The organism is Hyalangium gracile, assembly GCF_020103725.1.
Classification (GTDB): domain Bacteria; phylum Myxococcota; class Myxococcia; order Myxococcales; family Myxococcaceae; genus Hyalangium; species Hyalangium gracile.
Map to the genome: position 1 here is coordinate 372,600 of NZ_JAHXBG010000006.1, position 22,637 is coordinate 395,236.

Sequence of the window (22,637 nt, forward strand, 5' to 3'; positions counted from 1 at the left end):
TGACGGGATCGACATCATCGAACTGTGTGTCGTAAGCCCCCCACACGTTCGGTTCCAGCACGAAGAAGCGCGGATCAGGTGGCAGGTCCGAAGCCATTGGGAAACCTCTCGAGTGTATCCTCGCGGCCGTAGATCTCGCGCAGCTTGCTCATGAACTGCTCCGGCGTCGCCTTCTCATGCTCCCTGAGCCACATCATGACTTCCAGGTCCACGTCGCGGTGCCATTTCTGGTAGCCGCAGTGTGACTCCTTGTTCTTCGCCTTGGCCACGAAGCGCTTGTCCCGAGGCTCGTACAATCCACGAAGGGTCTTGTGCCGTTCCAACGCCTTGGCGATTGGCCGGGAGATCACGTGGTGGTTTTGCCCCTTGCAGTCGGGGGCTCGGGCGCGGCTTCCTCTTCAGCTTCGGCGGCGTCGGCCTCTGGTGCGTCCTCCTTCTCTCGCGCTGCTTCGTCCGCGGCCCTGAGCACCTCTCGCTGCGGGGCTGCCTGAGGCCCCGAGCTCGCCTGCGGCTCGTCCCCCGCCCACAGGCCCAACTCCCCCACGGGCTCAGTGCTCACGAGCCGCACCCAGCTTCCTCCGCTTGCTCCAGTGAGAGTCGCCCAAGGGGGCTGCGCCGCCTGCCCTCGTTGCTCTACTTGGGAGCGGCGGGAATCGAACCCGCTGACAGGTGATGCGCAAGCAGCCGTTGCCTGTCAGGCTTCCTCGTCGGGCAGGAGTGTGAGGAGTAGCTCATCATCAGGGCCCAGCGGGCGCCAACCGGGCGACGGTGGCGTGGCGAGGAGCGCTGCCGCTACCTGTCTTGCGCGTTCCTGATGAGCTTCCGGAGTGTAGGCAATCCACGCGCTGAGCGCCTTGGCAACCTGGAAACGGTTCGCGTCGTCCAGCGGCCAGGGCCGGGCTCTGCTCCTCCAGCCCCGGCTCCGCTCCCGCTCGAGACTGGTATGACAAGCGGACCAGTTCGGTCCGGTCCCGCCCGGTATGGTCTCCTCTTCGGGGACATTCCTGAAAAATCAGGCGTTGTCCACCTCTCCTGCGGCCGTATCCTCTTGCGACGACTCCGGGAGGTCTGCTCTCGTTGCTTTTCGATCCTCGAGACCCTTGCGGTTGAGGAGCGGCCAGCCATACCTCATGCGCCAGGCCATTTCGACAGCCACTCTCGATCGCGCATGCTTGGTGACTAGCTCCTTGAACACGCGCTTTTCATCATTGGCCAGAACCTCGATGGCATCGATCATTTCGATGTGGAATATACACACGGACCAGCGGTGTTTCCGCACGAGGTCAGGGTAGAGGTTGAGACCGATGGAATAAGGGCCCTGATCCGTGGTCGCCGTATGATTCCTCAATCGGGAGAAGACTGTTTCGTGCGTCCCGTTATAGACCACTCGGAATTGCGTATCGGGGATGCTACACAAGATTTCTGGCGGCAATGTGCCCACGTTGAATGAGGCAGCCTGGGTAATATCAAGCGCTTTCTGGCATTCTCTGATTTTCGTTTGGGCGCGGAGTGTATCCAGGGAGGCATTTGTCAGAATCCAATACCAACCACCCTTGTTGCACCATCGGTTCGGAGCTTTTCTTTCTACCCACTCCTTTGTGAACATGTCGGCGGGACAAGGTTGATTGGATTCAAAATCAATCAAAAACGAGTGATTCCATGCCAGTTCGGCATATTCAATCAGGCTCTTCATGTATATTGGGCCGCTCCGTTCCTCGGATTTTCATGGGCAAGACAGCCCTTTTATAACCTGCTGAGAAGCTACCGCGGAATGCGCGCCCTGCGGTTGCGGAGCTCCCCAAGCGTGGGCAGGGCCGAAGCCGGAAGAGGCCAGAGAGCCGCCTGAGGCGGCAACAAGGCTGGAGCCGGCCAACCCTCGGTGCTCCTATCCTCTTCGCATACGACGCGCGAGCGGTGTCTCGCCGGTCTCTCTCCGGAAGATGCGTCGGAACGCGGCCGGGTCTGCGTAGCCGACACGAGCAGCGACGTCCTCCACCGAGTGCTGCGTGGTCTCGAGCAGGTGCACCGCCTGGGCCACCCGCAGGCGTTGTGCGAAGTGCCGCGGAGTCGTCCCCAGCGCCTTCTCCACCTTCCGAGCCAGCGTGCGTGGCGAGGTGGCGGTGGCGCGAGCCATCTCGTGAAGCGTGAGCTGTCGTTCGATGTGGGAGGTGACGAAGTCCTCGATCTTGCGAATGACCGGGTCCGAGCTGCCGAGGTGCTCCATCACCATGTAGCGAGACTGCGAAGCGCGCTCGTCCAGGACGAGATACCTGGCAACCGTGTGCGCAAGCGAGGGACTCAGGGTCGAGGCCAATATCGCCAGCATGAGGTCGGCGTGTGCGAACGCGGAGCCGGCCGTGAAGACTCCTCCTGACTCGACCACCATCCGATCCGTGCGCAAGCCCACTCGCGGGAAGCGCTGGGCGAAGGTGGGGCCCAGCCACCAGGTCGTCGTCGCCTGCCGACCGTCGAGCACTCGCGAAGCCCCGAGAACGAAGGTCGCCGAGCAGGACGCGGCAACGAGCACGCCCTTCGCCGCTGCGCGCGCAATGAGCTCGACGCCGCTCGCGATGTCCGGGCGGTCGAGCCCGGCGGCGATCGCGGGCGCCGTCGTCATCCCAAGCCCCGGCAACACCAGCACGTCGCCCGCGCCCAGTCCTCGCAGACTCAACGCGCTGTCCACCGCCAGCGTGCGCCTGGCCGCCGTGCGAACCGGCTTGCCGTCCATGGAGACGATCCGCTGGAGAGGCGCCATGCGGCCCCTGGGGAGAGCGACGAGCCCTGCCCGAACGACGCGCGCCGCGGCGCCCACGATGTCGAGGGCAACGCCCACCGGGCCATCGGCGACGCCGTCGAAGACCAGGTGAGTGACGGTCGAAGGCATCTGGCAAGAATAGACCGAACAATGGCGTTCCTGCCACCTGGTCATGGGCCCCGGCCCCCCTCATGCTGTCGAGCATGACCAAGCAACCCACCCGCCCCACAGGCCTGGAAGACGATCCGCTCGACGACTTCGAGCGCCGCGCGATCACCCTGCTCGGTGACACCAAGGGTGTCTACGTCGCGGGCACCGGGCCCGCGGTGATTGTCATGGCCGAGATGCCAGGCATCAGCCCGCATGTCGCTCGCTTCAGCCGCTGGGTTCGGGACGCGGGCTTTACCGTCTACATGCCCTCTCTGTTCGGGCGCGACGGCGCCTTCCCGCACGCGGAGGAAGGCGCGGCGGTGCTCCAGCGCGCCTGTGTCAGCGCCGAGTTCCGTGCGTTCGCCGCCAACGCATCGAGCCCCGTCACACGGTGGCTGCGCGCCCTGGCGAGCCTCGCGCACGAGCAGTGCGGCGGTCGGGGCGTGGGCGCCATCGGGATGTGCTTCACCGGCAACTTCGCGCTCTCGATGATGCTCGAGCCTTCGCTGCTCGCTCCGGTGGTGTGCCAGCCGTCGCTGCCGTTGAACGATCCGGCGGGAATCCAGATCTCACCGGACGAGCTGGCGACTGTGAAGGCGCGTCTCGAGCGCGAGGACCTGACGGTCCTCGGCTATCGCTTCGAGGGAGATCGGTTCTGCACGGCGCAGCGGTTCGCGGCCTACGCCCAGGCGCTCGGGGACCGATTCGTCGCGAACGTGCTCCCAGGCGAGGCGGCGAACCCTGATCCGCCGCCGTTCTTCAAGCACGTCGTCGGTTGCCCTCACAGCGTGGTCACGGCACATCTGATCGATGCCGCAGGCGAGCCGACCCTTGCCGCGCGGGACGAAATCCTGTCGTTCTTTGCGCGTCGGCTGGCCCTTGAAGCGGACCTCGGCAGGAGTCGAGGAGGGGGATGACGCGCCTGGTCAGCACGAGGAGAGCACGCTGGCGTACACTGCTTCTCCCGGAGGCAACATGCGTCACAAGAGACTTCGTCGGTGGCCCGCTCGTGCGGTCGTGTCGCTGGTCGCGGGGTTCGTGCTCGCTGGCTCGATGGGCTGCTCGGATGGCGTGGAGGTGCCCAACCCGCTGACCAATCCCAAGGACGGTCCGCCCGCCGGCAATCCGAACGCGGAGGCCACGTGCGGCGTCCCGGCTGAGGCGGGCCTCGCCGACGTCTCCAAGCCCACGACGATCGTCGGTACGGGAACTCCTGCGAGCTGCACCAGTGAGGCCTTCATCGCGGCCGTGGCCAAGGGCGGAGTCATCACGTTCGACTGCGGGCCGGAGCCGGTCACCATCACGCTCGACAGGACCGCGAAGATCTTCAACGACAAGGGGCCGGAGATCGTCATCGACGGCAAAGGGCTGGTGACGCTCAGCGGAGCGGGCAAGCACCGCATCCTCTACATGAACACCTGCGACAAGGCGCAGGTGTGGACGACCTCCCACTGCCAGAACCAGGATCATCCCCGACTGACGCTCCAGAACCTGACGTTCGTGGACGCCAACTCCAAATCCGAGAGCGAGTTCGACGGAGGCGGCGCGGTCTGGGTGCGGGGTGGGCGCTTGAAGGTGATCAACTCCCGCTTCTTCAACAGCGTGTGCGCCGATACCGGGCCCGATGTCGGTGGCGGCGCCATTCGCGCGTTCAGCCAGTACGAGGGACTCCCCGTCTACGTGGTGAACAGCACCTTCGGCGGCAAGCCGGGCTATGGCGGAGCCTGCTCCAACGGCGGCGGCCTCAGCAGCATCGGAGTGTCATGGACCGTCATCAACAGCCTGTTCTCCCACAACCGGGCCGTGGGCAACGGCGCGAATCCACCCAAGGACGGCACTCCGGGCGGGGGCAGCGGCGGGGCGATCTACAACGATGGCAACGAGATGACGCTGTCCCTGTGCGGCACTCGCATCGAGAACAACGAGGTCAACGCTCACGGCAGTGCCATCTTCTTCGTCAGCAACGATCACTCGGGCGACATCCGCATCGATCGCTCGGTGATCAAGAACAACACCGGCGGCTCGTGGTACGTGACGTATCCGCAGATCTCGAATCACTCGGATACGCCCATCGTGGTGACGAACTCCACGATTGAGTAGTGCCCCACTTTCTCCCATGCGCGTGCCATCGGGTACCATCAAGCCATGAAGGAACTCCTCGGCGGGCCGTTTCCGCCGGACACCCTGCCTGGTGCGCTCAGCGACGATGCGCGAGCCGAATGCGTGCGGCGAGCCAAGGGCAAGCCGGGGCAGACGGTCGAGCCGGGCCTGTTTCCGAGAGCCGAGGCGAAGGTGGCAAGGCTGCTGCTCGCCGCCGCCGGATACTGGGAGCCGAACGAGCTCCTTGCGCTCGCGTATGCGTGCGACAGCTCCGAGCGGAGCCACTTCAAGAAGAGCTACCACGCGCACGATGCTTTCGCGTGCGCGCTCGTGCACCCGAGGATCAGCCCTGAGGAACGGGCGCGCCTGATCACCGTCGTGCTCGCGCCGGACAAGTCCCTGAGGGTCGGGTGGCGCTCGCGCAAGAGCACGAAGGATGCCGAGGCGTGCGAGGAGAGCGGCTACGTCTTCTTCAGGGCTCGGTGCTACGCCCCCGCATTGAAATCCCGCCGCAAGCCTCCCCCCACCTCCGCGCCTTCGGACTTCCGATAGGCGTTGTCCAGTACCAGGAGGCGCTGATCGGCCAGTGACGGTGCTCGACATCACGAGCATCCCGGTGCGACAGGTACCCACGCTGCTCAATGCGCTGGCGGCTGTGGTTCCTCCCGAGTTCGAGGTGGAGCCGGTTCCGCCTGTGCAGCACACGGCGTGAGGCATGACACAGTCATGGACCGCGCCCCTGAGTGAGAGAGGCGCGCGGTGCTGCGGTAGCAGGCAGGTTCCTTGCCTTCACAGGTCGCTAGGTGGAGGCGGCGGGAATCGAACCCGCCACCGAAGGTGAACTTTCGCCCGCCTTGGACAAGGCCTGGGGCATCAGGGCCTGGCAAGGAAGGTCCGCAGCGCGCCCAGGTACTCCTCACGGTTGGCAGGGAGGATGGAGTTGTGATCGCCGCGGGGGAGGAGCCGGAGCGTCTTGTCGGCTCCCGCGGCCCAGGCATGGTTGCGTCGGGCGTGGGAGGCGTCGACCAGGCTGTCATGCTCGGCGTGGAGCACGAGCAGTGGCCCCGGGTAGCGGCTGAGCTTCTGCTGATGATCGAGGAGTCGTCTGGCTTCGCTGGTCATCGCCTCGAGCGTAGTGCCGATCTCCTGAGGCTGGACCCGAAGGAGGATGCGCTCCAGCGGATCAGCGATCCCGCTCTCGAGGATCAGCCCCGCGATGCGGGGGTGGCGCGCCGCGAGCTCGATGGCGTAGATGGAGCCCACCGAGCGACCGAAGACGACGAGGCGCTCTTCCGGGAGGCCCAAGGCTCGGAAGAGAGGCTCGGTGTCCTCCAGCATCCGGGCCAGGGACGGAGTCCCCGTCGAACCGCCATAGCCGCGGTACTCCGCCAGGAAGACGTTCACGCCCATCGAGAGAAACATCTCGACGAAGTCGGGCACGTAGTCGTCCACCACCTCGCCGTTGCCGTGGAAGTGGAGCAGTGTCCTGGCCCCGGGGTGCCGCTCGGCTCGGTAGCAGACCAGCCTGGCTTCGCCGCAATCCACGAGGAAGGGAGCCGGTGGCTGCTGGCGCCGTGGAAAGAAGTAGCGTTGGTTGATCAGGGGATGATCCAGCAGCATGGGGTTACCTCGCGTCTCCCGGACCATCATAGTGGCGTCCCGATGGCCAGGTGGCTCGTCGCTTCCGGAGGTGGGCGGGTGGACCGCTCCCGCATCCAGGGCTGCATCGTGGGGCTCGCCATGGGAGACGCCATTGAAGCCCACCGCATCGAAGGGCACCCCAGAGAAGCGGTACGGAGCGGCTCCCCAATTTGTTTTTCGTCGGGTGGGACGAAATTCCCCAGGTCTCGTCCTAGGGGAAGAACCGAAATGGACGCTGGCGCCAGGCGCTGGCGTTCACCCACCTACGGAGACAATCGTGACGAAGAGACCTTCGTGTTCCCGGGTCCTGCCGTTGTTGGCCCTCACGGCCATGACGCTGGGGGCCTCCAGCGCCATGGCGGCCGAGCGCATGAACCCGGCGGATCTGCGCCGCATCCAGAAGGCGCGTGAGCGCCTGGTCCCCGCCGTCGAGAGGGAGTTCGGGGCCAAGGCCCGGTTCGTCCAGCTCTTCGGCCAGGGCCGCGGCATGCTGGCCGGGGTCGTCGCGGAGATCCCCGAGCAGCCCCTGGGGACGGACGATCTGCCGCTGCTGGCCATCGTCCAGTATGACGAGACGACCGGCGCCGTGAGCGTGGTGGATCGCGAGTTCAAGTACCGCGAGGCGCGCTCGGTGGGCGTCAACGTGGCCCTGCTGGACGGGCAGGGCACCCTGCGCCTGCGAGACCGTGGCGGTCGTGAGCGGGTGCTGGCTCGGGGAGTGGGTGGCGATCTGTTCCCCACGGCGAAGGGGGACGCGCTGGTGGCCACCATGCAGGCCACCGGCACCGAGACGCATGAGACGTCCGTGGCCCTCATCGACCTCAAGGGCAACGTGAAGGTGCTGGCGGACGGGCCTGGCGTGGACGCGGCGCCCTCCATCTCGCCGGACGGCAAGACGGTGGTCTTCGTGTCGGGCCGGACCACCGTGGCTTCCTTCTACGTCACGACGGTAGAGGGCGAGGAGCCCCGCCAGTTGACGAATGTCGGGCTGGAGAACTGGATGCTGTTCGAGGGCGTTCCGGCCAGCTTCGTCCCCCCGCCCGTCTCGAGTCACCACATGGAGTGGGTGAGCGAGGACGTGCTTCGTTACAACGCGGGCGGCGGCGCGTTCTGGACGATCAACGTGCGCACGGGGCAGGCGGCGGCGGACGTGGGAGGTGACAAGTGATGAGCCCGATGATGAAGAAGCTCACCGTCTCGATGGTGTTCGCGCTGCTGGCCGTTCCGGCGGTCTCCTCGGCGCAGACGTACTTCCGCTTTCCCGCCTCTCAGCTCGCGGACCAGTGCGGCAATGGGGGCTGCGTGGTCAGCGCGTACAAGGACTACGGTGGCCGGGACTATGCCTGTGGCGGCGTCCGCTACAGCGGCCACACGGGCACGGACTACGCCCTGGTGGGCGGGTTCAGCAAGATGGACTACGGCGTGTGGGCCATGAACGCCGCCAGTGGCGTCATCGAGTCCTCGGTGGATGGCTACTTCGACCGCTGCAACTACTGGGATCAGGGCAACCCGTACGCCGCTTGCGGCCTCTACACCGCCAACTACATCATCATGAGGCACGCGGATGGCTCCAAGACCAAGTACTGGCACTTGAAGGCATACACGCAGCAGTTCGCTCGGAATACCTCCCTGTCCTGCGCCTACTGGATCGCGCGGGTGGGCTCCTCCGGCGCCTCCACCGGGCCGCACCTGCACTTCGAGTACTGGGTGCCCAACTACGGCATCGATGATCCGTACGGAGGCCCGTGCGGCACGCCCTATACGCGGTGGACTTCGCAGGGGGCGTATCGCGGCCTGCCCGGAATCGCCTGCCAGTAGCAGGCCTGGCTCCTCAATCCGTCAGGAGCTGGCGGAGGCTGACATCGAGCTGGCTGCTCACCAGGCGCAGCATGCTGTCCAGCTCGTCGGGCGTCAGCCCCAGCCGTGACGTCAGCTCCTCGCGGGTGAGCGCCAGCAGCCGCTCGCGAGCACGGGCCACCCAGCGCGCCACGGTGGAGCGGGGCGCCTGGTAGGTGGCGGCCACCGAGTCCATGGACAGGCCGTGCACGTGGTGCAGCCGCAGCAGGTTGCGCTCCCGGGCCTCCAGCCTGCCCAGCGCGGCGCGGAACGCCACGCGGAAGTCCTCCTGGTGCCGCTCGCGGATGAAGGCCAGCTCCGGGTCCGCGCCCAGTCGCTCCGCCAGCTCCGCCGGGGCCTCCCCCACGGGCTGCTCGCGCGGCGCGGCGCGCTGCTGGTCGATGTGGAGCCGCAGCGCCACCGCCCGGACCCACTGCTCCAGCGGACCACGCCCGGAATACGAGGCCAGCTTGGGCGCTACCCCGTCCACTGGGACGAGCAGCCGCTGGCTCAACGCCTGCCGCAGCTCGTCCACGAGGGAGGGCGCCTCGCGCGGCAGCCACGTCCCCACCTGGGACAGTACGTGCGCGTCGAGCGCCTCGAGTGCCCGCGCGTCCCCTCGCACGCAGGCGAAGGCGAGGAAGAGCTCCCCGGCGCGCAGGCTCGCGAGCACCTCGCCGGCCTCGCCCGTGGAGGGCAGCCGCTCGGCCACGTATGCCAGGAAGGCCCCCGCATCCATGTCCACCCTCGGCCACGCCTCGCGTGCCTCCCGCACCAGGCCCGCGAGCGCTTGCTCCAGGCCCGCATGGGCTCGCAGCGCCGGGACGAGCGCCCGCGGCGCCCGCGACAGGAAGGACTCGGTCTGCTCGGACTTCAAGAAGCACCTCCACCGACGAGCCCGCCCTCGCGGACGGGAGTGAGACACGACGCCCGGCTCAGGGAGGGCCGTGCGCCTCCAGCCAGGCCTGCACCTCTCGCGCTCGGGCCGTGTAGGCGGGCGCGCCTCGGGCGTAGGCCTCCTGGGCCTCTCGCGCCAGGGCGAGCGCCCGGGGCCGCTCCCCGCTCGTTGGCCAGAGGACGCGAGCGAGCGCGAAGCGCGCACGAGCCCGCTCCGGCGGGGCCAGCTCCACCCTCGCGGAGAGCGCCACCGCCCGCTCCAGCGGCTCGCGGGCCTCGCGCAGCTGGCCGCCCTCCACCAGCGCCTCGCCCAGCAGCCCGAGCGTCTGCGCCACCCGGGGGTGCTCCGCCCCGAGCGCCTGCTCACGCACCTCCAGCGCCCGCCGCAGGTGGGCGAGCGCCGGCTTCACCCTGCGCAGGTGCAGCTCCACCTCCCCCAGGTTGTACAGCGCGCTGGCCACCTTCGGGTGGTTGGGGCCGAGCGTGGCCTCCCACAGCGCGCGCGCCGCCTCGAAGTGGGCGCGCGCCTCCTCCAGTCGGCCCGCGTCCATCGCCACCCAGCCCAGGTTGTTGCGCGACAGGGCGACGTCCGGGTGCCGGGGACCAAGCTGCGCCTCCTGGATGGCGAGCGCCTCGCGGTAGGACGCCTCCGCCTGCCCGTGCTGCCCCAGGTCCACCTGGGCATTGCCCAGGCTCAGCAGCACGTTGGCCACCCGTAGCCGGCCCCCGTCTCCTGCCTTGCGCAGGCTCGCCAGGGCGCGCTCGTAGTGGGGCAGCGCCTCGGCCAGCTGGCCTTGCCGCGCGAGCGCGTCTCCCAGGTTCACCCGGATCATGCTCGTGCTGGAGTGCTCCGCGCCGAGGAGGCGCTCGCCCAGCGCGAGCGCTTCGCCGTAGCGCGCCACCGCCTCGGCCACCTTCCCCTGGAGCCGCAGCGCGGTGGCCACGTTGTTGAGGTGCGCGGCGCGCAGCGGGTGCTCCAAGCCGTACACCGTTTCGACCAACGCCAGGGCGCGCCCATGGTGCCGCTCCGCCTCGGCGTAGCGCCCCAGCGCGTTGAGCGCCAGGCCCATGCCGATGAGCATGTCGGCGAGCGCCACGTCTCGAGGCCCTCGCGCTCGCTCCAGCAGTGCGAGGGCCTGGCTGGCGTCGGCCAGCGCCCGCGCGTACTCCCCCTGCTTGTAGCTGAGGCTGCTGCGGACGCGGTGCAGCTCGGCGGCCAGCTCCAGGGAGGCCTCGGGCCCCAGCCGCTCCAGGGCCGCCTCCGCCATGCGCGCGGTGCGCTCGGCCTCCTTCACCAGGCCCATGCCCTCGGTTTCCGTATAGAGGAGGCGGTTCCATGCGTGCGCGGCCGTCTCGTCGTCGTGCCCGGCCTCCGCGACGCGCACTGCCTCCTCCAGCACCTCGCGCGCCGGCGCGAAGCTGCCCGCGGTGCCTCGCAGCTCGCCCAGCAGCAGCAGGGCTCGCGCCAGCGTGGGCCGGTGCCCCAGCCCCCGCAGCTCCGCCACCACCTCTTCCAGCCGGGGCAGTGCGCGCGCATGGAAGCCGGCCGCGCCCTGCACGCGCAGTCCGTCCAGCTCCTGGCTCAGCGCGGCCAGCTGCCGCCGGGCTTCCGGGGCCTGCGGCAGGGGATCCACGCGGGCGAGCGCGTCCCGGTCCGCGCACGCAGCCAGGGAGGGCAGCTGCCGCGCGGCCTCGGGCGCCCGGGTGAGCGCCTCCCGCTCTCCTGTCTCCAGCAGCTCCACCAGGACGCGCAGCGCCTGGCGCCGGCCATCCAGGCACGCGGCGCGCAGATCCATCAACCGCTCGGACTGCGCCTGCCGCACTCGCGTGTCCTCGCAGGACTGGCGCTCCTGGGCCACCAGCGCCTGGGCATAGGCGTCCAGCGCTCGCACGGTGGACTCGAAGGTGTCCCCGGGGGACGACAGCGCGCCCTGACGGAAGCGCTGCTCCAGCCGAGCCCGGCGCGCCGTGTCCCAGGTACCCTCCAGCCGGGCCTCCAGGCCGGTGCACACCCGCGTGGCATCTCCCCGGGCCAGCGCGAAGCCCAGGGCGGTGCTGGCCACCACTCCCGCGGCCAGCGCCGCGGCCGCCCAGCGCCAGCGGCGTACCCGCGAGCCGGACTCGAGCCGGGCCAGCAGCGCGTCCATTGAGAGGTGGCGAGAGTTCGGCTCCAGGGCCAGGCCCCGCAGCAAGGCGTCTCGCACGGCGCCGGGCACCGCCGAGCCGGGAGGCGGCGGCGTCACCCGTCCCTCGCGCAGGGCCCGGGCGCGCTCTCCCGCTGTCGCCCCCGCGAAAGGCCGCTGGCCGAAGAGGGCCTCGTACAACGCGACGCAGAAGCTGAACTGGTCGCTGCGCGCGTCGGCTCGCTGGCCCCGCCACTGCTCCGGGGACATGTACGCGGGGGTTCCCTGCCGCACGCCCGCGAGGGTGTCTTCTCCCCACGGCGAGGACTCCGAGGTGGAGCCCTCCCCAGGCAGCGGCTCGGTGGGGAGCCGGAGCGCGAGGCCGAAGTCGGTGACGCGCACCTGGCCGTCGTCTCCCAGCAGCACGTTGTCTGGCTTGAAGTCGCTGTGCACCAGCCCCACCGCGTGCGCGGCCGCCAGCCCCCGGCCCGCCTGGAGGAAGCGCGCGAGCACCTCGCGCCACGGCCGAGGCGCCTCCGCCAGCCAGTGCCGCAGCGTCCGCCCCCGCACCAGCTCCATGGCGAGGAAGACGGTGTCACCGTCCAGGCCCACGTCATGCACGATGACGACGTTGGGGTGGGAGAGCCGGGCCAGCGCCTGGGCCTCGCGCACCAGCCGCCCGCCTGCCCCCGCGTCCGTCACCGCCCCGGGCTTGAGCAGCTTGAGCGCCACCTCCCGGTCCAGGTCCGGATCATACGCGGCGAAGACGACCCCCATGCCCCCCTCTCCCACGCGCCGCAGCAGCACATAGCGCCCCACACGTGCTCCAGCGTGCGGAGGCGCCCCCGGCCCGGGCGACAGGGACTCCAGGGGCTCGTCGCCCAGTGCCGCCTGCCCCTTGAGCCCTGCCACCACCGCGCAGCACGCCGCGCACTGATCCAGGTGGGCCTCCAGCCGGGCCTCGGCGTCCACGGACAGGCGCCCCTGCTCCCACTCCAGCAGTTCGTTCTCGTCAGGACACGGAGGCATGGAAACGGCTCTGGGTAGGTCTAGCCAGGGAAACATACTTCAGCGGAATCCCCGCTCTCACCCGGGTTCGGAATAAATCCGGGAAATGCAAAAAGAATCGAGCACGGGCGACCTCTCGGTGAACGGCACGCAGAGGGCCTTGCCCCACCTGTGGTCGCCTGTAGGCACAGCTTGAAGGAGCGAACATGTCCTCCCAGAAGATCACCGGTCCCCGCCCTCGCCCGATTCAGCAGAATGATCCGCCAGACAAGAAGAAGCCCACGACGGCGAAGACGGACGCGAAGAAGCCCACGACGCCCAAGCAGCAGCAGCCGGTCAAGCCGCAGCAGCCGGTCAAGCCGCAGCCGAGCATCCTGCAGCGGGACACCTTCACGATGTCCCCGCGGACAAAGCCCATGGATCAGCAGTTGCTGGGCAACGGTCTGCTGAAGCCGCTGGTGACCGACGATCTCCTCAAGACCGCCATGCTGCGGGCCACCGCGCGGCCCCCCGAGGCCCTGGACCTCCCGGCGAGCCCCAAGGAGCCCAAGACGGTGAAGGATGTCCCCGTGCCCCAGGAGGGCGCGCTCCCGAGCCTCCCGCAGGCGTTCGTCATCGACGCGGCGCAGAAGCTCGGCTTCTCGAAGGAGGTCTCGACGATCGCCGCCGCCGAGATGGACCGGCGCTTCGGCGATCAGCTCGTGGTGGACAAGGACACCGGGCTGGTGCTCAAGACCGCCGACGACTTCAAGAAGGCGGCCAACAACAACCCCACCGATGCCTATACCTTCGATCCGGAACAGCTCGGCATCCTGAAGGACGCGAACCTCGCGGCGTCACTGGGGCTGGACTCGCTCGACAAGCTCTACGCGATGCAGGGCGCGGTGCTGCCCTCGCTGCGCGAGGCGGCCATCAACGGCACCGACGTCGACTTCGACAAGATGCTCAAGTACGTCAATGACCCGGCCACTCGCGAGGGGATGATCGCCTACTACGAGGCGATGCGCACCACGCGGGAGCTCGGGCACGGCAAGGACTCGGCGTTCGACGCGCTCCCCGAGGCGCAGCGCAAGCTCGAGACCGCGCTCAAGGCGCTCCCCGACAAGAGCCCTCTGAAGCCCGCGCTCCAGGCGATGGCCACCCAGATGGGGGACATCCAGAAGACGCTGCTGGCCGGCACCGAGAGCGCCGGGAAGACGCCGCGCGCGGCCATCGCCCTGATGAACAACATCGCCAACATGCCGCTCGGCCAGCTCCCGGATGCCGACGTGGTGGCGGCCATGACGGAGGAGATCAGCGCGGAGGCCTTCTCACGGAAGCTGGGCGATGAGCAGGTGGGCAAGTTCACCGCCGCGATCGACATCGCGTACGCGCTGCGCTCGGGGAGCGTCAGCCCCGAGAACCTCGAGGCCGACAAGCAGCGGATGTTGGAGTACGTCCAGGCGTCGGGCCCGCTGGGCCGGCCGCTCAAGGCCATGTTCGACAAGGTGGCCCAGGAGGCGACGGCGAAGCAGGTCCAGGTCCCTCAGCTCGAGAACTCCGCCGACCTCCTCAAGAACCTCGAGACCATCTCGACCCTCTCCGGGAACCTGAAGACCGCGGCGACCGCGCTGAACATCCCCGGCCTGCCGGACGCGCTGGACACGCTGAAGAACGCGGCCGACAGCATCGCCAAGGGCAAGACGGCCGAGGGCACCTTCGCGGGGATCAGCTCCGCCCCCGCGCTGGTGAGCGGGCTGCTGCAGCTCGTCGCCCAGCAGCCGGGGCTGGAGGAGCAGGTCATCAAGCTGCTGGGCGGAGTGGCGGGCGCCTTCAAGCTGCCCACGGACCTCGTGGGGCTCTACGGCAACGCGAAGAAGGTGGCGTACGGCACGGACCTGGATGGGAAGAAGGTCAGCCAGTCGGATCGCTGGAAGGCGGCGGTGGACCTGGCTGACAGCGGCATCTCGGTGCTGTCCGGCATCGGCGCCGTCACCGGGAGCACCGCGACGGTGTTCGAGATTGCCGCGGCGCCGCCGCTGGCCATCGGGCTGGTCCAGGCCAAGCTGATGATCTTCGTGATGGAGGAGCTCGCCACCATGAAGGGCAACATCGCCATGGGAGAGCTCCGCGATCGCTTCTCGCTGGGCGACGGCGACGACAAGCAGTTCAAGCAGGCCTTCGAGAAGCTGGAGCGGGACGCGCAGCAGCTGCCCATGCGGCGCAGCGACCAGGTGCCCGGGGCCGCGAAGTTCCTGCTGACGAAGCTCTTCAAGAACCCGGATACCGCGGCGCGGTTCCAGGCCTACGCCAGCACCCGCCTGCTGGGCGGCCGCGCGACGCTCGACGCGCTGAGGCAGGGGCAGATCCCTCCCATCCTCAAGAACCCGACGGGGCCGGACCTGACCATGAAGGACGGGGCGGCGCTCATCGCCATGGGCAAGGAGCTGCAGGCGCTGGCGATCGACTTCATCAAGAACGAGGTCCGCGACGTGAAGGCGATCCTCAACCGGACCAGCAGCCCCAGGAAGGGCAGCTCGTACCTGAGCGACACTCAGAAGCAGGAGCTCCGGCGCCTTTCCCCCAACCAGTAGACGTCAGGCCCGGGCCTACGGCGCTGCCGCGGGCCCGGGCTCACCCCGCTCACCCACCCGCGAAGATGTGGTCGAACATCGAGGGGCTCAGCGAGCCGGAGGGGATCTCCACGTTCGTCGCGTTCTTCACCTGCGCCGCGCGCTGATCGGCCAGCTGCTGCTTGTACGCCGCGTTGAAGAGCTCGTTCTGGTCGATGGTCATCTTCTGGAACTGCGCGCGCTCCTCGATCGTCGAGCCCTTCGTCCGGTCGCGGACCTCCTGGCTGTAGTTCGGGTTGGTCATCTTGTTGTGCGCGTTGCGCAGCGAGTCCTTCGCCTCCACGCCGTCGAAGCTGCCGCCCACGCGCAGCCGGCCGCCGGCGCCCATCGCTCCGCCCAGGTCCACCACGCCGCTGTAGACGCCGCGGTTCACGCCGGCACCCACGTTGAACACGTGCCCCACGCCCACCAGCTTGGCCGCCGTGACGTCACCCTGGAACGGGCCCACTTTGCCCGAGACGCCGCCACCGGCCTGCACGCCCGCGATGTTGGCGCTCGACAGCTTGCCCATGTACGTGTGCTGCTTGCGGTCCGCCACCAGCGAGGCCTCGTTGGAGCTGAAGGCGCTGGCCTCCGAGAAGCCATGCGCGCCCACTCCGAAGTGCCGGTTGAAGCGGTGGTCCACCGCTCCGGTGGCCTTGTACAGGCTGGCGGAGCCCTCCGCCTTCACGTGCGCGGCCAGCGCCTGCTCGCCGGGGTTCTTGTTCGCCCGGAGCTCATACTCGCCGGCCAGCTTCGCCGCGGGGCCCTCCGCGGACCCCTTCCACTCCGTCCGCCCGAAGCGGCCCTGGTGGCTGTCCTCCACCCGCACTCCCGCCGAGGTGTAGCTCGCCTCGGCCGAGCCCTCCCGGGTGAAGCGGCCGTTGCCGTTCTCGTTCGCGTACGAGTAGCCGTACTTCCGCTCGTTGGCCACCGCGTTGTTGCTGCCCGGGCCGCCGGTGTTGTTCGCCATCATCTGCTGGATGCGGTGGCTCTCCTTCCGGTGCTCCGTCATCTTCTCGGCCTTGGTGCCCGCGGCTCCCGTGTACGAGCCCACCGGCCTGCCCACGCGGTCAGACAGGTCCGGCCGGTAGCTGGCCGGCGCCGAGATGTCCGAGCCCGCCAGCGACGAGACGTGGCCGCTGCCCGTCAGGTTGTGCGTCGCGTTCACCTGCGCGCCACCGCCCGGCGAGCCGAAGAGCTGGCCGCCCGGCCGCACGTCCGGGAAGTTGTTGGAGCCCATCACCTGCGGCGCGTTGGCCCGGTGGTGCTTGGGCAGCAGCCCCTCGTTGCGACGCTGCAGGCCGTAGCCCTCGGGCGCCTTGGGCGTCTTCGTCTCGAACAGGCTGCGGGCCGTGCCCTGCGAGCTGACCGCCGGCTTGTTCGGGTTGTGGATGGCCCGGGTCGGCTTCGGGGCCAGGCCCGGAGCCTTGGGGGCGGACAGCGAAGGCGAGCGGAACGAGCGGAAACCGATGCGGGCCATGACAGTGTCTCCTTGAGGGGTGCGCACCGTGTCCAGTGCGTGGAGGTGATGCCATGTCCCTTAGCATCCGACATGCCATCTCCTGGTCCCACCCTTGGCGCCCTCAGGCATACCTGGTTTCAAGGGGTTACGTTGGGGCGGGGGTGGGAGGAGCCAGAGAGCTGGTGAGCGCCATCACCAGGACCGTGAGAGCTGTCACCACCTGGGAGTACAGCGGACGGGAGCCCACCCGGTTTCGGCGAGTCCTCTCCCCTCTGGGAAGAGGGGAGAGGTGACTGCACTCACCTGGGAAGTGACGGTTGTCACCAGGTGAGGGGCCGAGGCCGGAGCGAGGAGCTCGGCTCGGTGCTCGGGCCACGCGTGATGCATGAACGAGCACGGCCCCCACACCCGACGTTTCCGTCAGAGGCGTGGAGGCCGGCTGTTGTCAGGACCTTCGAAGGGCGGCTGCGTCGACGGCTAGAACACCGGGGGGTCGACGATCTGCTTGATGCTGTTGACGGCCTGGGTCGCGGTGTTGATGGCGTTGGACACCGTGTCGAAGATGTTGCCCAGGCTCGCCTGCAGGGGATCGGCCGGAGCAGCCGCGGGGGTCTCCGCCGGGAGCGCGCCACCCGCCGCGTACGGATCCATCGTCGGGGCGCCAGCAAGGTCGGCAGGGAGTCCGCCCGCCGCGTACGGATCCATCGGCAGGGCGCTGGCCGCGTACGGGTCCATCATTGGGGCGCCAGCGAGGTCGGGAGGCAGGGCGCCAGCGGCGTACGGATCCATCGGCAGGGCACCGGCGGCGTACGGGTCCATCGGCGGGGCGCCGGCGGCGTACGGGTCCATCGGCATGGCGCTGGCGGCGTACGGATCGGCCGGCATGGCGCCGGCGAGGTCGGGAGGCAGGGCGCCGGCCGCGTACGGATCCATCATCTGCGGGTTCATCATGGCCAGGGCGCTGGGCAGCATGGTGGCCGCCTCGAGGCCCGCGCCGACAAGGCCCGCCGCGCCGCTGGCCACGCCGCCGAGGACGCCGCCCGCCGCCGAGAAGGCACCGCCGATGCCGCTGCCGATGCCACCGAGCACATTGCCAACGCCGCCGAGCGGGTTGCCGATGCCGCCGAGCGGGTTGTTCAGGCCGCTGAAGGGCTTGTTGATGCCGCTGAGCGGGTTGTTCAGGCCACTGAGCGGGTTGTTCAGGCCGCTGAAGGGCTTGTTGATGCCGCTGAACGGGTTGTTCAGGCCGCTGAACGGGTTACCCAGGTTGGGCTTCTGGCCAGGGAGGTTGCCGTTGATGTCCGGGCGCGGGGTGAAGGTGGAGACGCCGCCCGGCTTCTGGCCGGGGAAGTTGCCGTTGATGTCCGGGCGCGGGGTGAAGGTCGGCTTGGGCGCGCCGCCCGGCTTCTGGCCAGGGAAGTTGCCGTTGATGTCCGGGCGCGGGGTGAAGGTCGGCTTGGGCGCGCCGCCCGGCTTCTGGCCGGGGAAGTTGCCGTTGATGTCCGGGCGCGGGGTGAAGGTCGGCTTGGGCGCGGTCGGCTTCGGAGCGCTCGGCTTGGGCAAGCTCGGCTTGGGGAGGCTGGGGAGGTTGAACTTGGGGAGCTTGCCGAGACGCATGGGATATCTCCTGAGAGGACCGGTGAGGGGGCGGCTGCCGAGGGGAAGTGCCTTGACGAGAAGGCATGACTGCAGCGCTCGTGCCAGGGCCGGTGCTCCCCGGAACTCAACGTGCTCTCAAGGGGTTAGGTGGGAGGAGAGCCCCCAAGGAGGGGCAGAGGATGACAAGCGCCCAGGTTCGCCCGGTGACTGCATCCACCAGCGAGATGACAGCCGTCACCAGGCAGGGGCCTCAGGGCAGGTAGCGCCCGGGAGAGAGGATGCCGTGAGGGTCCAGCGCGGCCTTGAGCGTCCTCAGCACCGCCAGCGAGTCATCCTCCGGCACGAAGGGGAGCACGGGCGACTGGATGCCCAGGCGCGCCGGGTAGTAGCCCGCTTCCCCCAGGGCCTGCTGCAGGGCGTGGTGGCACGCCAGCGCGCGGGCATCCTCTCCTTCAACCGCTCGATCATAGATGATCGCCACCACCAGATAGGCGCAGCGCGCCGAGACTCCCAGCACGCACAGGTTGGGCTCGAAGCCGAACCGCAGCGGCACGGGCTCCGCGAGCGCCAGCGCCGTCTCTAGGTGGGAGGCCGTCATCGGCACGGCGCAGGACAGCCAGATGAAGCCGCACCCGTCCCGCTCCGGCTCCGGCACCTCGGGCAGGGGCGTGCGCTTGCGCCAGTACATCATCCGCAGGTTGCGCGCCGAGGGCACCTGCCGCAGCCCCCCGGGCCCCACCTCTTCCTCTCGCAGGCAGGACAGGGTGGGCAGGGCCTCCTTCAGCACGTGCTCCACGCGCTCCTGTGCGGCCTGGGCCTGGGCCTCGCTCGGGGCCTCGAGCACGCAGCTCACGTGCCAGGGGAAGACCTTCTGCTCGGCGCGCAGCTTCTGGCGCAGGGACTCGGGCAGCGGCGTGAGCCCCCGGGTCGCCTCCCACGGGTACTGGCCGAGCACGGAGAGCACCTTGTAGTCATTCCATAGGGAGAAGGCCTCGCGCAGGGTGCCCTCCAGCCGCAGCTGCCGCAGGCGCTCCAACACCGGGCCCACCTGGAAGGGGTCCTCCAGCACGCCAGACACCAGGCGGAGGCAGGGCGCCCGCGGCACCAGCCAGAACGTCATCCGCGTCACGATGCCCAGGTTCGACTGGCTGAAGAGCCCATCCAGGCCGGGGCCCGCGCCCCAGCGCAGCACGGACGCCGCCTGGGCTCGGGGGTAGCGCCCGGGCCCGGTGTGGAGGCACTCACCCGTGGGCAGCACCACCTCCAGCCCGCACACGTGCTGGAAGATGTCCCCGTGGGGCCCCGTCCCATCCCCCCGCTCGAGCGCGTTGCCGATGAGGCTCGCCTGGGGCGGCCCGCCGATGGTGGCCAGCTGCAGCCGTGAGCCCTGCTCCTCCAGGAAGGCGTGGGCCTGCGCGAAGGAGACGCCCGGCTCCACGGTGAGGTACGCCAGCTCCTCGTTGAACTCGAGCACCCGGTTCATCCGGCCCAGCTCCACCAGCACCCCATTCCGGGCCGGCACCCGCGAGCCATAGCCCTGGTTGCGCCCGGCGCTCACCGGGGTGAGGGGGACATGCAGCTGCTGGGCGATGCGCACACAGGCGCGAACTTCCTCGGTATTCCCAGGACGCAGCACCGCGCCGACAGCCTGGGTGGTGGCGAAGGTCGCCGTGCCGGCCCGGGCCAGCGTCGCCTCGTCGACGAGCACGTGCTCCTCGCCCAGCGCCCGGCGCCATGCCTCGAGTGCCTCTTGCAGCCGGTCCATGCCTTCTCCCGTGGCGGCGCTGGAGCGCGCCCGCCTCGCCCCGAGTCTACCGGTGATGACAGCCGTCACCGCTCTCCGAACGGCTGTCACCAGAGAGGGTGGGGTGAGCGGGGCGTACACCCAGGGCTTCTAGAGGGAAACCGGCGATATCGCTCGCCTGGGAGCGGTTGGCACGCGGCCTGCTCTAGCCCTGTCCGACCCCTTTCTTCGAGGCCCCCCATGACCGCTCCCATCTCCGGCAACCGCCCCTTCCTGCCCCTGGCCCAGTCGCTTCCCGCGGAGCCCGTCTCCCAGAAGCCTGTCATGCCGCTCGAGGTGGCGGAGAAGCGGATGCTGCCGGTCCAGCAGGACGCCTCGTCGTTCGAAGCGGGAACCGCGGTGGCCGCGCGCGGTGCCATGCCTGCCCTGATCGGCGGCGCTGTCGACGCCGTTGCCCAGAAGGGCCTGGGGGCTCAGGCTGCGATCGGCGAGGCCCTCGGGGTGGCCACCCGCGCGCTGGCCTCCGCTCAGGCGGGCATCCAGCTGGCGGCGGGCCTCGCCTCGAGCGCTCAGGCGCAGTTCGCCGGGCTGCAGGGTGCGGCCACGAACGCCTTGGCGGGGGCGGCCCAGATGCCCCTGAACATCGCCAACCAGGTTGCCGGCGTCGTCAACGGCGGCTCGGGCGCGCGCCAGCTCGATGTCCTCCAGGGCATGGCCTACACCCAGGGCCCGCTGGCTGCGGGCAACGTCGAGGCGGGGCAGTACAGCGCGGACCAGCTGGGCCAGTACGCCGACCCGTACGCGGGCCAGTACGCCGACCCGTATGCCGGCCAGGTCGCCGATCCGTACGCGGGCCAGTACGCCGATCCGTACGCGGGCCAGTACGCCGACCCGGCCAGCCAGCTGGGACAGTTCTTCGGCGGCGTGGGGGATCTCGCCGGTGGCGTGGGAGACCTGGCCGACCTGGGCGATCAGTTCCGCAGGCACCCCTCCTCCAACAAGCCCAACGGCCCGGAGTCCAAGCCGTCCACGCCGGACTCCCAGTCCACCAGGCCCAACGGCCCGGAGAGCAAGCCGTCCACGCCGGACGCCAGGCCCTCCTCCGCGCCGGACGTCAAGCCCTCCGGCCTGGCGGGCAAGGCCGATGACCTGGCGAAGACGGCTCTGAAGACGGGCGGCAAGGCCCTCTCCCGCTTCATCCCGGGCGCCAACGTCGCCATGGCGGGCCTGGACATCGCCAACGCGGTGAAGACGTTCAAGGACCCGAACGCGAGCGTGGGCGACAAGATCACCTCGGGCATCGTCGCCGGAGGCTCGGCGCTGGCCGCGACCAACATCCCCATCGTCTCCCAGGTGGGCGGCCTCATCTCGACGGGCACCTCCGTCGTGAGCGAGGTGGTGAAGAACTTCGGAGGCGAGATCAAGGACGTCGCCAAGAAGGTGGGTGAGGGCGTCAAGGACACCGCCAAGAAGGTGGGCGAGGGCATCAAGGACACCGCCGAGAAGGTGGGCGAGGGCATCAAGGACACCGCCAAGAAGGTGGGCGAGGGCATCAAGGACTTCTTCAAGGGCTGGTAGTTCCTCCTCCAACGCGTGTTCTCCAGGGTGACTTCCATGAGCTCCTTCTCGATTCCGATGCTGTCTTCGCCGCTCCCGCAGGATGATCGTTCGGTGATGATGTCCCTTCCTCGGGTGGAGGCGCCCTCCCTGGAGGACCTGTCCGTCACCATCACGCCTCCGGAGGCGTTCACCGCGGAGCAGGTCCAGGCGCGCTTCCTGGAGCTGGCGCGCCCCCTGGCCACCGAGCGCTTCCGCTACCCCAGCGAGAAGGTGGCGTGGGGAGACGAGGTGCAGTTCGACATCGTCGGCTACAGCCGGGGCAAGCTCATTCCCTTCAGCGTGCGCACCGGCGAGTGGGTGCGGCTGGAGCCCGAGCCCATGCTGCCGGGGCTCTACGAGTCGCTGGTGGGCCGCAAGCCCCGGGAGAAGGTGACGGTGGACATCACCCTGCCGAGCGACTACCCCGTCGAGTCCCTGCGGGGGGCCGTGGCGCGCTTCACCGTGCAGCTGTGGGGTGCGCGCGAGGTGACCTACCCCGAGCTGAGCAACCCGGCCTTCCTGAAGGCCTTCGGCGCCACCACCCTGGCGGAGGCCATGAAGAAGGTGGTGCGCCAGATGGAGGCCGAGGCCACGCAGCTGCTGATGAGCCAGGTGCAGCGGCAGGTGCTGGCCACGGTGGCGGCGCGCACCCGGGTGACGGTGCCGGCGGACCTGGTGGATGAGGAGATCCGCCGCCGCTGGAGCGCCAGCGAGGAGCAGGTGCTGACCAAGCTGGGCTTCGACGACGCGCGCCGGGCCGAGGCGCTGCGGGGCTGGCTGGAGGATGGGCAGACGCGGGCCGAGGTGGAGCTGCGGCTGCGCATCGCCCTGGCCCTGGGCGCCATCTGCAAGCGGGACAAGCTGGCGCTCACCCCGCAGCGGGTGGAGAAGCTCCTCAAGGACGAGGCCGACGCCGCCGGCCTGCAGCTGCACGAGGTGATGGCCGCCCTGAAGGCCGAGCCCCAGAACATGGCCCGGATCGATCAGATGGCTTGGCACCTCACGGCCGTGGACCACGTCATGAGCCGGGCCAAGGTGCAGGTGGCAGCGGCCTGAAGGGCTGCCGCCCGCGCGTGAGAGTTCCAGCGCGAAGCGTGTCACCAAGAGGGGTCCGCGGAGCCTGCCGGGA

The 22,637-nt window shown here is 69.3% G+C and carries 18 protein-coding genes and 1 pseudogene; 9 read left to right on the plus strand and 10 right to left on the minus strand.

The features are described 5' to 3' along the window. Positions 1-74: 74 nt before the first annotated feature. The 4 genes and pseudogenes from KY572_RS14475 to KY572_RS14490 all read right to left on the minus strand — a co-directional run bounded on the left by KY572_RS14475 (position 75) and on the right by KY572_RS14490 (position 2,884). Positions 75-350 carry a hypothetical protein gene (locus KY572_RS14475; protein ID WP_224243193.1) on the minus strand — a complete coding sequence of 92 codons (276 nt, stop codon included), beginning with the start codon at positions 348-350 and terminating at the stop codon, positions 75-77. Positions 351-694: 344 nt separating this feature from the next. After that, positions 695-892: pseudogene (locus tag KY572_RS14480) on the minus strand (NUDIX hydrolase); the annotation flags it as partial. A gap of 120 nt (positions 893-1,012) precedes the next feature. After that, positions 1,013-1,693 (minus strand): hypothetical protein, encoded by a 681-nt coding sequence (locus KY572_RS14485; RefSeq protein ID WP_224243194.1) that lies wholly within the window; start codon positions 1,691-1,693, stop codon positions 1,013-1,015. Between the two features lie 192 nt (positions 1,694-1,885). Next, on the minus strand, positions 1,886-2,884 hold the full coding sequence (locus tag KY572_RS14490) for a GlxA family transcriptional regulator (protein ID WP_224243195.1): 999 nt from the start codon (positions 2,882-2,884) through the stop codon (positions 1,886-1,888). Between the two features lie 74 nt (positions 2,885-2,958). On the opposite strand from KY572_RS14490, the gene KY572_RS14495 reads away from it, so the two are divergent. From KY572_RS14495 to KY572_RS47195, 4 genes are read left to right on the plus strand one after another with little or no spacing between them, the layout of a single operon-like run. Next, positions 2,959-3,822, plus strand: a complete 864-nt coding sequence (locus KY572_RS14495; protein WP_224243196.1) for a dienelactone hydrolase family protein — start codon at positions 2,959-2,961, stop codon at positions 3,820-3,822. Between the two features lie 58 nt (positions 3,823-3,880). Continuing rightward, positions 3,881-5,005, plus strand: a complete 1,125-nt coding sequence (locus KY572_RS14500) for a hypothetical protein (protein ID WP_224243197.1) — start codon at positions 3,881-3,883, stop codon at positions 5,003-5,005. 45 nt (positions 5,006-5,050) lie between these two features. Further along, positions 5,051-5,557 carry a hypothetical protein gene (locus KY572_RS14505; RefSeq protein ID WP_224243198.1) on the plus strand — a complete coding sequence of 169 codons (507 nt, stop codon included), beginning with the start codon at positions 5,051-5,053 and terminating at the stop codon, positions 5,555-5,557. Between the two features lie 34 nt (positions 5,558-5,591). Continuing rightward, positions 5,592-5,717: a hypothetical protein gene (locus KY572_RS47195; protein WP_263451662.1), complete on the plus strand. Its 126-nt coding sequence runs from the start codon at positions 5,592-5,594 to the stop codon at positions 5,715-5,717. Positions 5,718-5,878: 161 nt separating this feature from the next. Here KY572_RS47195 and KY572_RS14510 read toward each other — a convergent pair whose 3' ends face one another. Further along, a complete protein-coding gene (locus KY572_RS14510) occupies positions 5,879-6,625 on the minus strand; it encodes an alpha/beta hydrolase (protein WP_224243199.1) in 747 nt (248 codons plus the stop codon). A 298-nt stretch (positions 6,626-6,923) separates the two neighbouring features. Between KY572_RS14510 and KY572_RS14515 the strand changes: the two genes are divergently transcribed. Together KY572_RS14515 and KY572_RS14520 are read left to right on the plus strand one after the other, a co-directional pair. Then, positions 6,924-7,814 (plus strand): TolB family protein, encoded by an 891-nt coding sequence (locus KY572_RS14515; RefSeq protein ID WP_224243200.1) that lies wholly within the window; start codon positions 6,924-6,926, stop codon positions 7,812-7,814. Next, complete coding sequence (locus tag KY572_RS14520) at positions 7,814-8,464, plus strand: M23 family metallopeptidase (RefSeq protein WP_224243201.1); 651 nt, start codon at positions 7,814-7,816, stop codon at positions 8,462-8,464. The genes KY572_RS14515 and KY572_RS14520 overlap by 1 nt, the downstream gene beginning before the upstream one ends. Before the next feature lie 13 nt (positions 8,465-8,477). On the opposite strand, the gene KY572_RS14525 is transcribed toward KY572_RS14520, so the two are convergent. Next, positions 8,478-9,359, minus strand: a complete 882-nt coding sequence (locus tag KY572_RS14525; protein ID WP_224243202.1) for a sigma-70 family RNA polymerase sigma factor — start codon at positions 9,357-9,359, stop codon at positions 8,478-8,480. Between the two features lie 58 nt (positions 9,360-9,417). Next, entirely contained in the window at positions 9,418-12,531 is a 3,114-nt protein-coding gene (locus KY572_RS14530) for a tetratricopeptide repeat protein (protein WP_224243203.1), read from the minus strand. A gap of 185 nt (positions 12,532-12,716) precedes the next feature. Between KY572_RS14530 and KY572_RS14535 the strand changes: the two genes are divergently transcribed. Further along, positions 12,717-15,083, plus strand: coding sequence for a hypothetical protein (locus KY572_RS14535; protein ID WP_224243204.1), 2,367 nt, complete (start codon positions 12,717-12,719; stop codon positions 15,081-15,083). 49 nt (positions 15,084-15,132) lie between these two features. Here the strand turns inward: KY572_RS14535 and KY572_RS14540 are convergent, their stop codons facing one another. The 3 genes from KY572_RS14540 to KY572_RS14550 form a co-directional block, all read right to left on the minus strand. After that, a complete protein-coding gene (locus KY572_RS14540) occupies positions 15,133-16,584 on the minus strand; it encodes a hypothetical protein (RefSeq protein WP_224243205.1) in 1,452 nt (483 codons plus the stop codon). A gap of 459 nt (positions 16,585-17,043) precedes the next feature. Further along, a complete protein-coding gene (locus KY572_RS14545; RefSeq protein ID WP_224243206.1) occupies positions 17,044-18,183 on the minus strand; it encodes a hypothetical protein in 1,140 nt (379 codons plus the stop codon). A 232-nt stretch (positions 18,184-18,415) separates the two neighbouring features. Continuing rightward, on the minus strand, positions 18,416-19,930 hold the full coding sequence (locus KY572_RS14550) for an FAD-binding oxidoreductase (RefSeq protein WP_224243207.1): 1,515 nt from the start codon (positions 19,928-19,930) through the stop codon (positions 18,416-18,418). Between the two features lie 219 nt (positions 19,931-20,149). Here KY572_RS14550 and KY572_RS14555 point away from each other — a divergent pair, with 219 nt between their 5' ends. Beyond that, the gene (locus tag KY572_RS14555) at positions 20,150-21,487 is read left to right on the plus strand and encodes a hypothetical protein (protein WP_224243208.1); all 1,338 of its coding nucleotides are present in this window, start codon (positions 20,150-20,152) and stop codon (positions 21,485-21,487) included. A 96-nt stretch (positions 21,488-21,583) separates the two neighbouring features. Beyond that, the gene (locus KY572_RS14560) at positions 21,584-22,564 is read left to right on the plus strand and encodes a trigger factor (RefSeq protein WP_224243209.1); all 981 of its coding nucleotides are present in this window, start codon (positions 21,584-21,586) and stop codon (positions 22,562-22,564) included. The last annotated feature ends 73 nt before the right edge of the window (positions 22,565-22,637 follow it).

Excerpts from the sequence above, each read along its gene's own strand:
- KY572_RS14500 (WP_224243197.1), top strand. The coding sequence starts at position 3,881 with ATGCGTCACAAGAGACTTCGTCGGTGGCCCGCTCGTGCGGTCGTGTCG.
- KY572_RS14520 (WP_224243201.1), top strand. The coding sequence starts at position 7,814 with ATGAGCCCGATGATGAAGAAGCTCACCGTCTCGATGGTGTTCGCGCTG.
- KY572_RS14485 (WP_224243194.1), bottom strand. The coding sequence starts at position 1,693 with ATGAAGAGCCTGATTGAATATGCCGAACTGGCATGGAATCACTCGTTT.
- KY572_RS14530 (WP_224243203.1), bottom strand. The coding sequence starts at position 12,531 with ATGCCTCCGTGTCCTGACGAGAACGAACTGCTGGAGTGGGAGCAGGGG.
- KY572_RS14555 (WP_224243208.1), top strand. The coding sequence starts at position 20,150 with ATGACCGCTCCCATCTCCGGCAACCGCCCCTTCCTGCCCCTGGCCCAG.
- KY572_RS14545 (WP_224243206.1), bottom strand. The coding sequence starts at position 18,183 with ATGCGTCTCGGCAAGCTCCCCAAGTTCAACCTCCCCAGCCTCCCCAAG.
- KY572_RS14510 (WP_224243199.1), bottom strand. The coding sequence starts at position 6,625 with ATGCTGCTGGATCATCCCCTGATCAACCAACGCTACTTCTTTCCACGG.
- KY572_RS14540 (WP_224243205.1), bottom strand. The coding sequence starts at position 16,584 with ATGGCCCGCATCGGTTTCCGCTCGTTCCGCTCGCCTTCGCTGTCCGCC.
- KY572_RS14505 (WP_224243198.1), top strand. The coding sequence starts at position 5,051 with ATGAAGGAACTCCTCGGCGGGCCGTTTCCGCCGGACACCCTGCCTGGT.
- KY572_RS14535 (WP_224243204.1), top strand. The coding sequence starts at position 12,717 with ATGTCCTCCCAGAAGATCACCGGTCCCCGCCCTCGCCCGATTCAGCAG.
- KY572_RS14495 (WP_224243196.1), top strand. The coding sequence starts at position 2,959 with ATGACCAAGCAACCCACCCGCCCCACAGGCCTGGAAGACGATCCGCTC.
- KY572_RS14490 (WP_224243195.1), bottom strand. The coding sequence starts at position 2,884 with ATGCCTTCGACCGTCACTCACCTGGTCTTCGACGGCGTCGCCGATGGC.
- KY572_RS14560 (WP_224243209.1), top strand. The coding sequence starts at position 21,584 with ATGATGTCCCTTCCTCGGGTGGAGGCGCCCTCCCTGGAGGACCTGTCC.
- KY572_RS14550 (WP_224243207.1), bottom strand. The coding sequence starts at position 19,930 with ATGGACCGGCTGCAAGAGGCACTCGAGGCATGGCGCCGGGCGCTGGGC.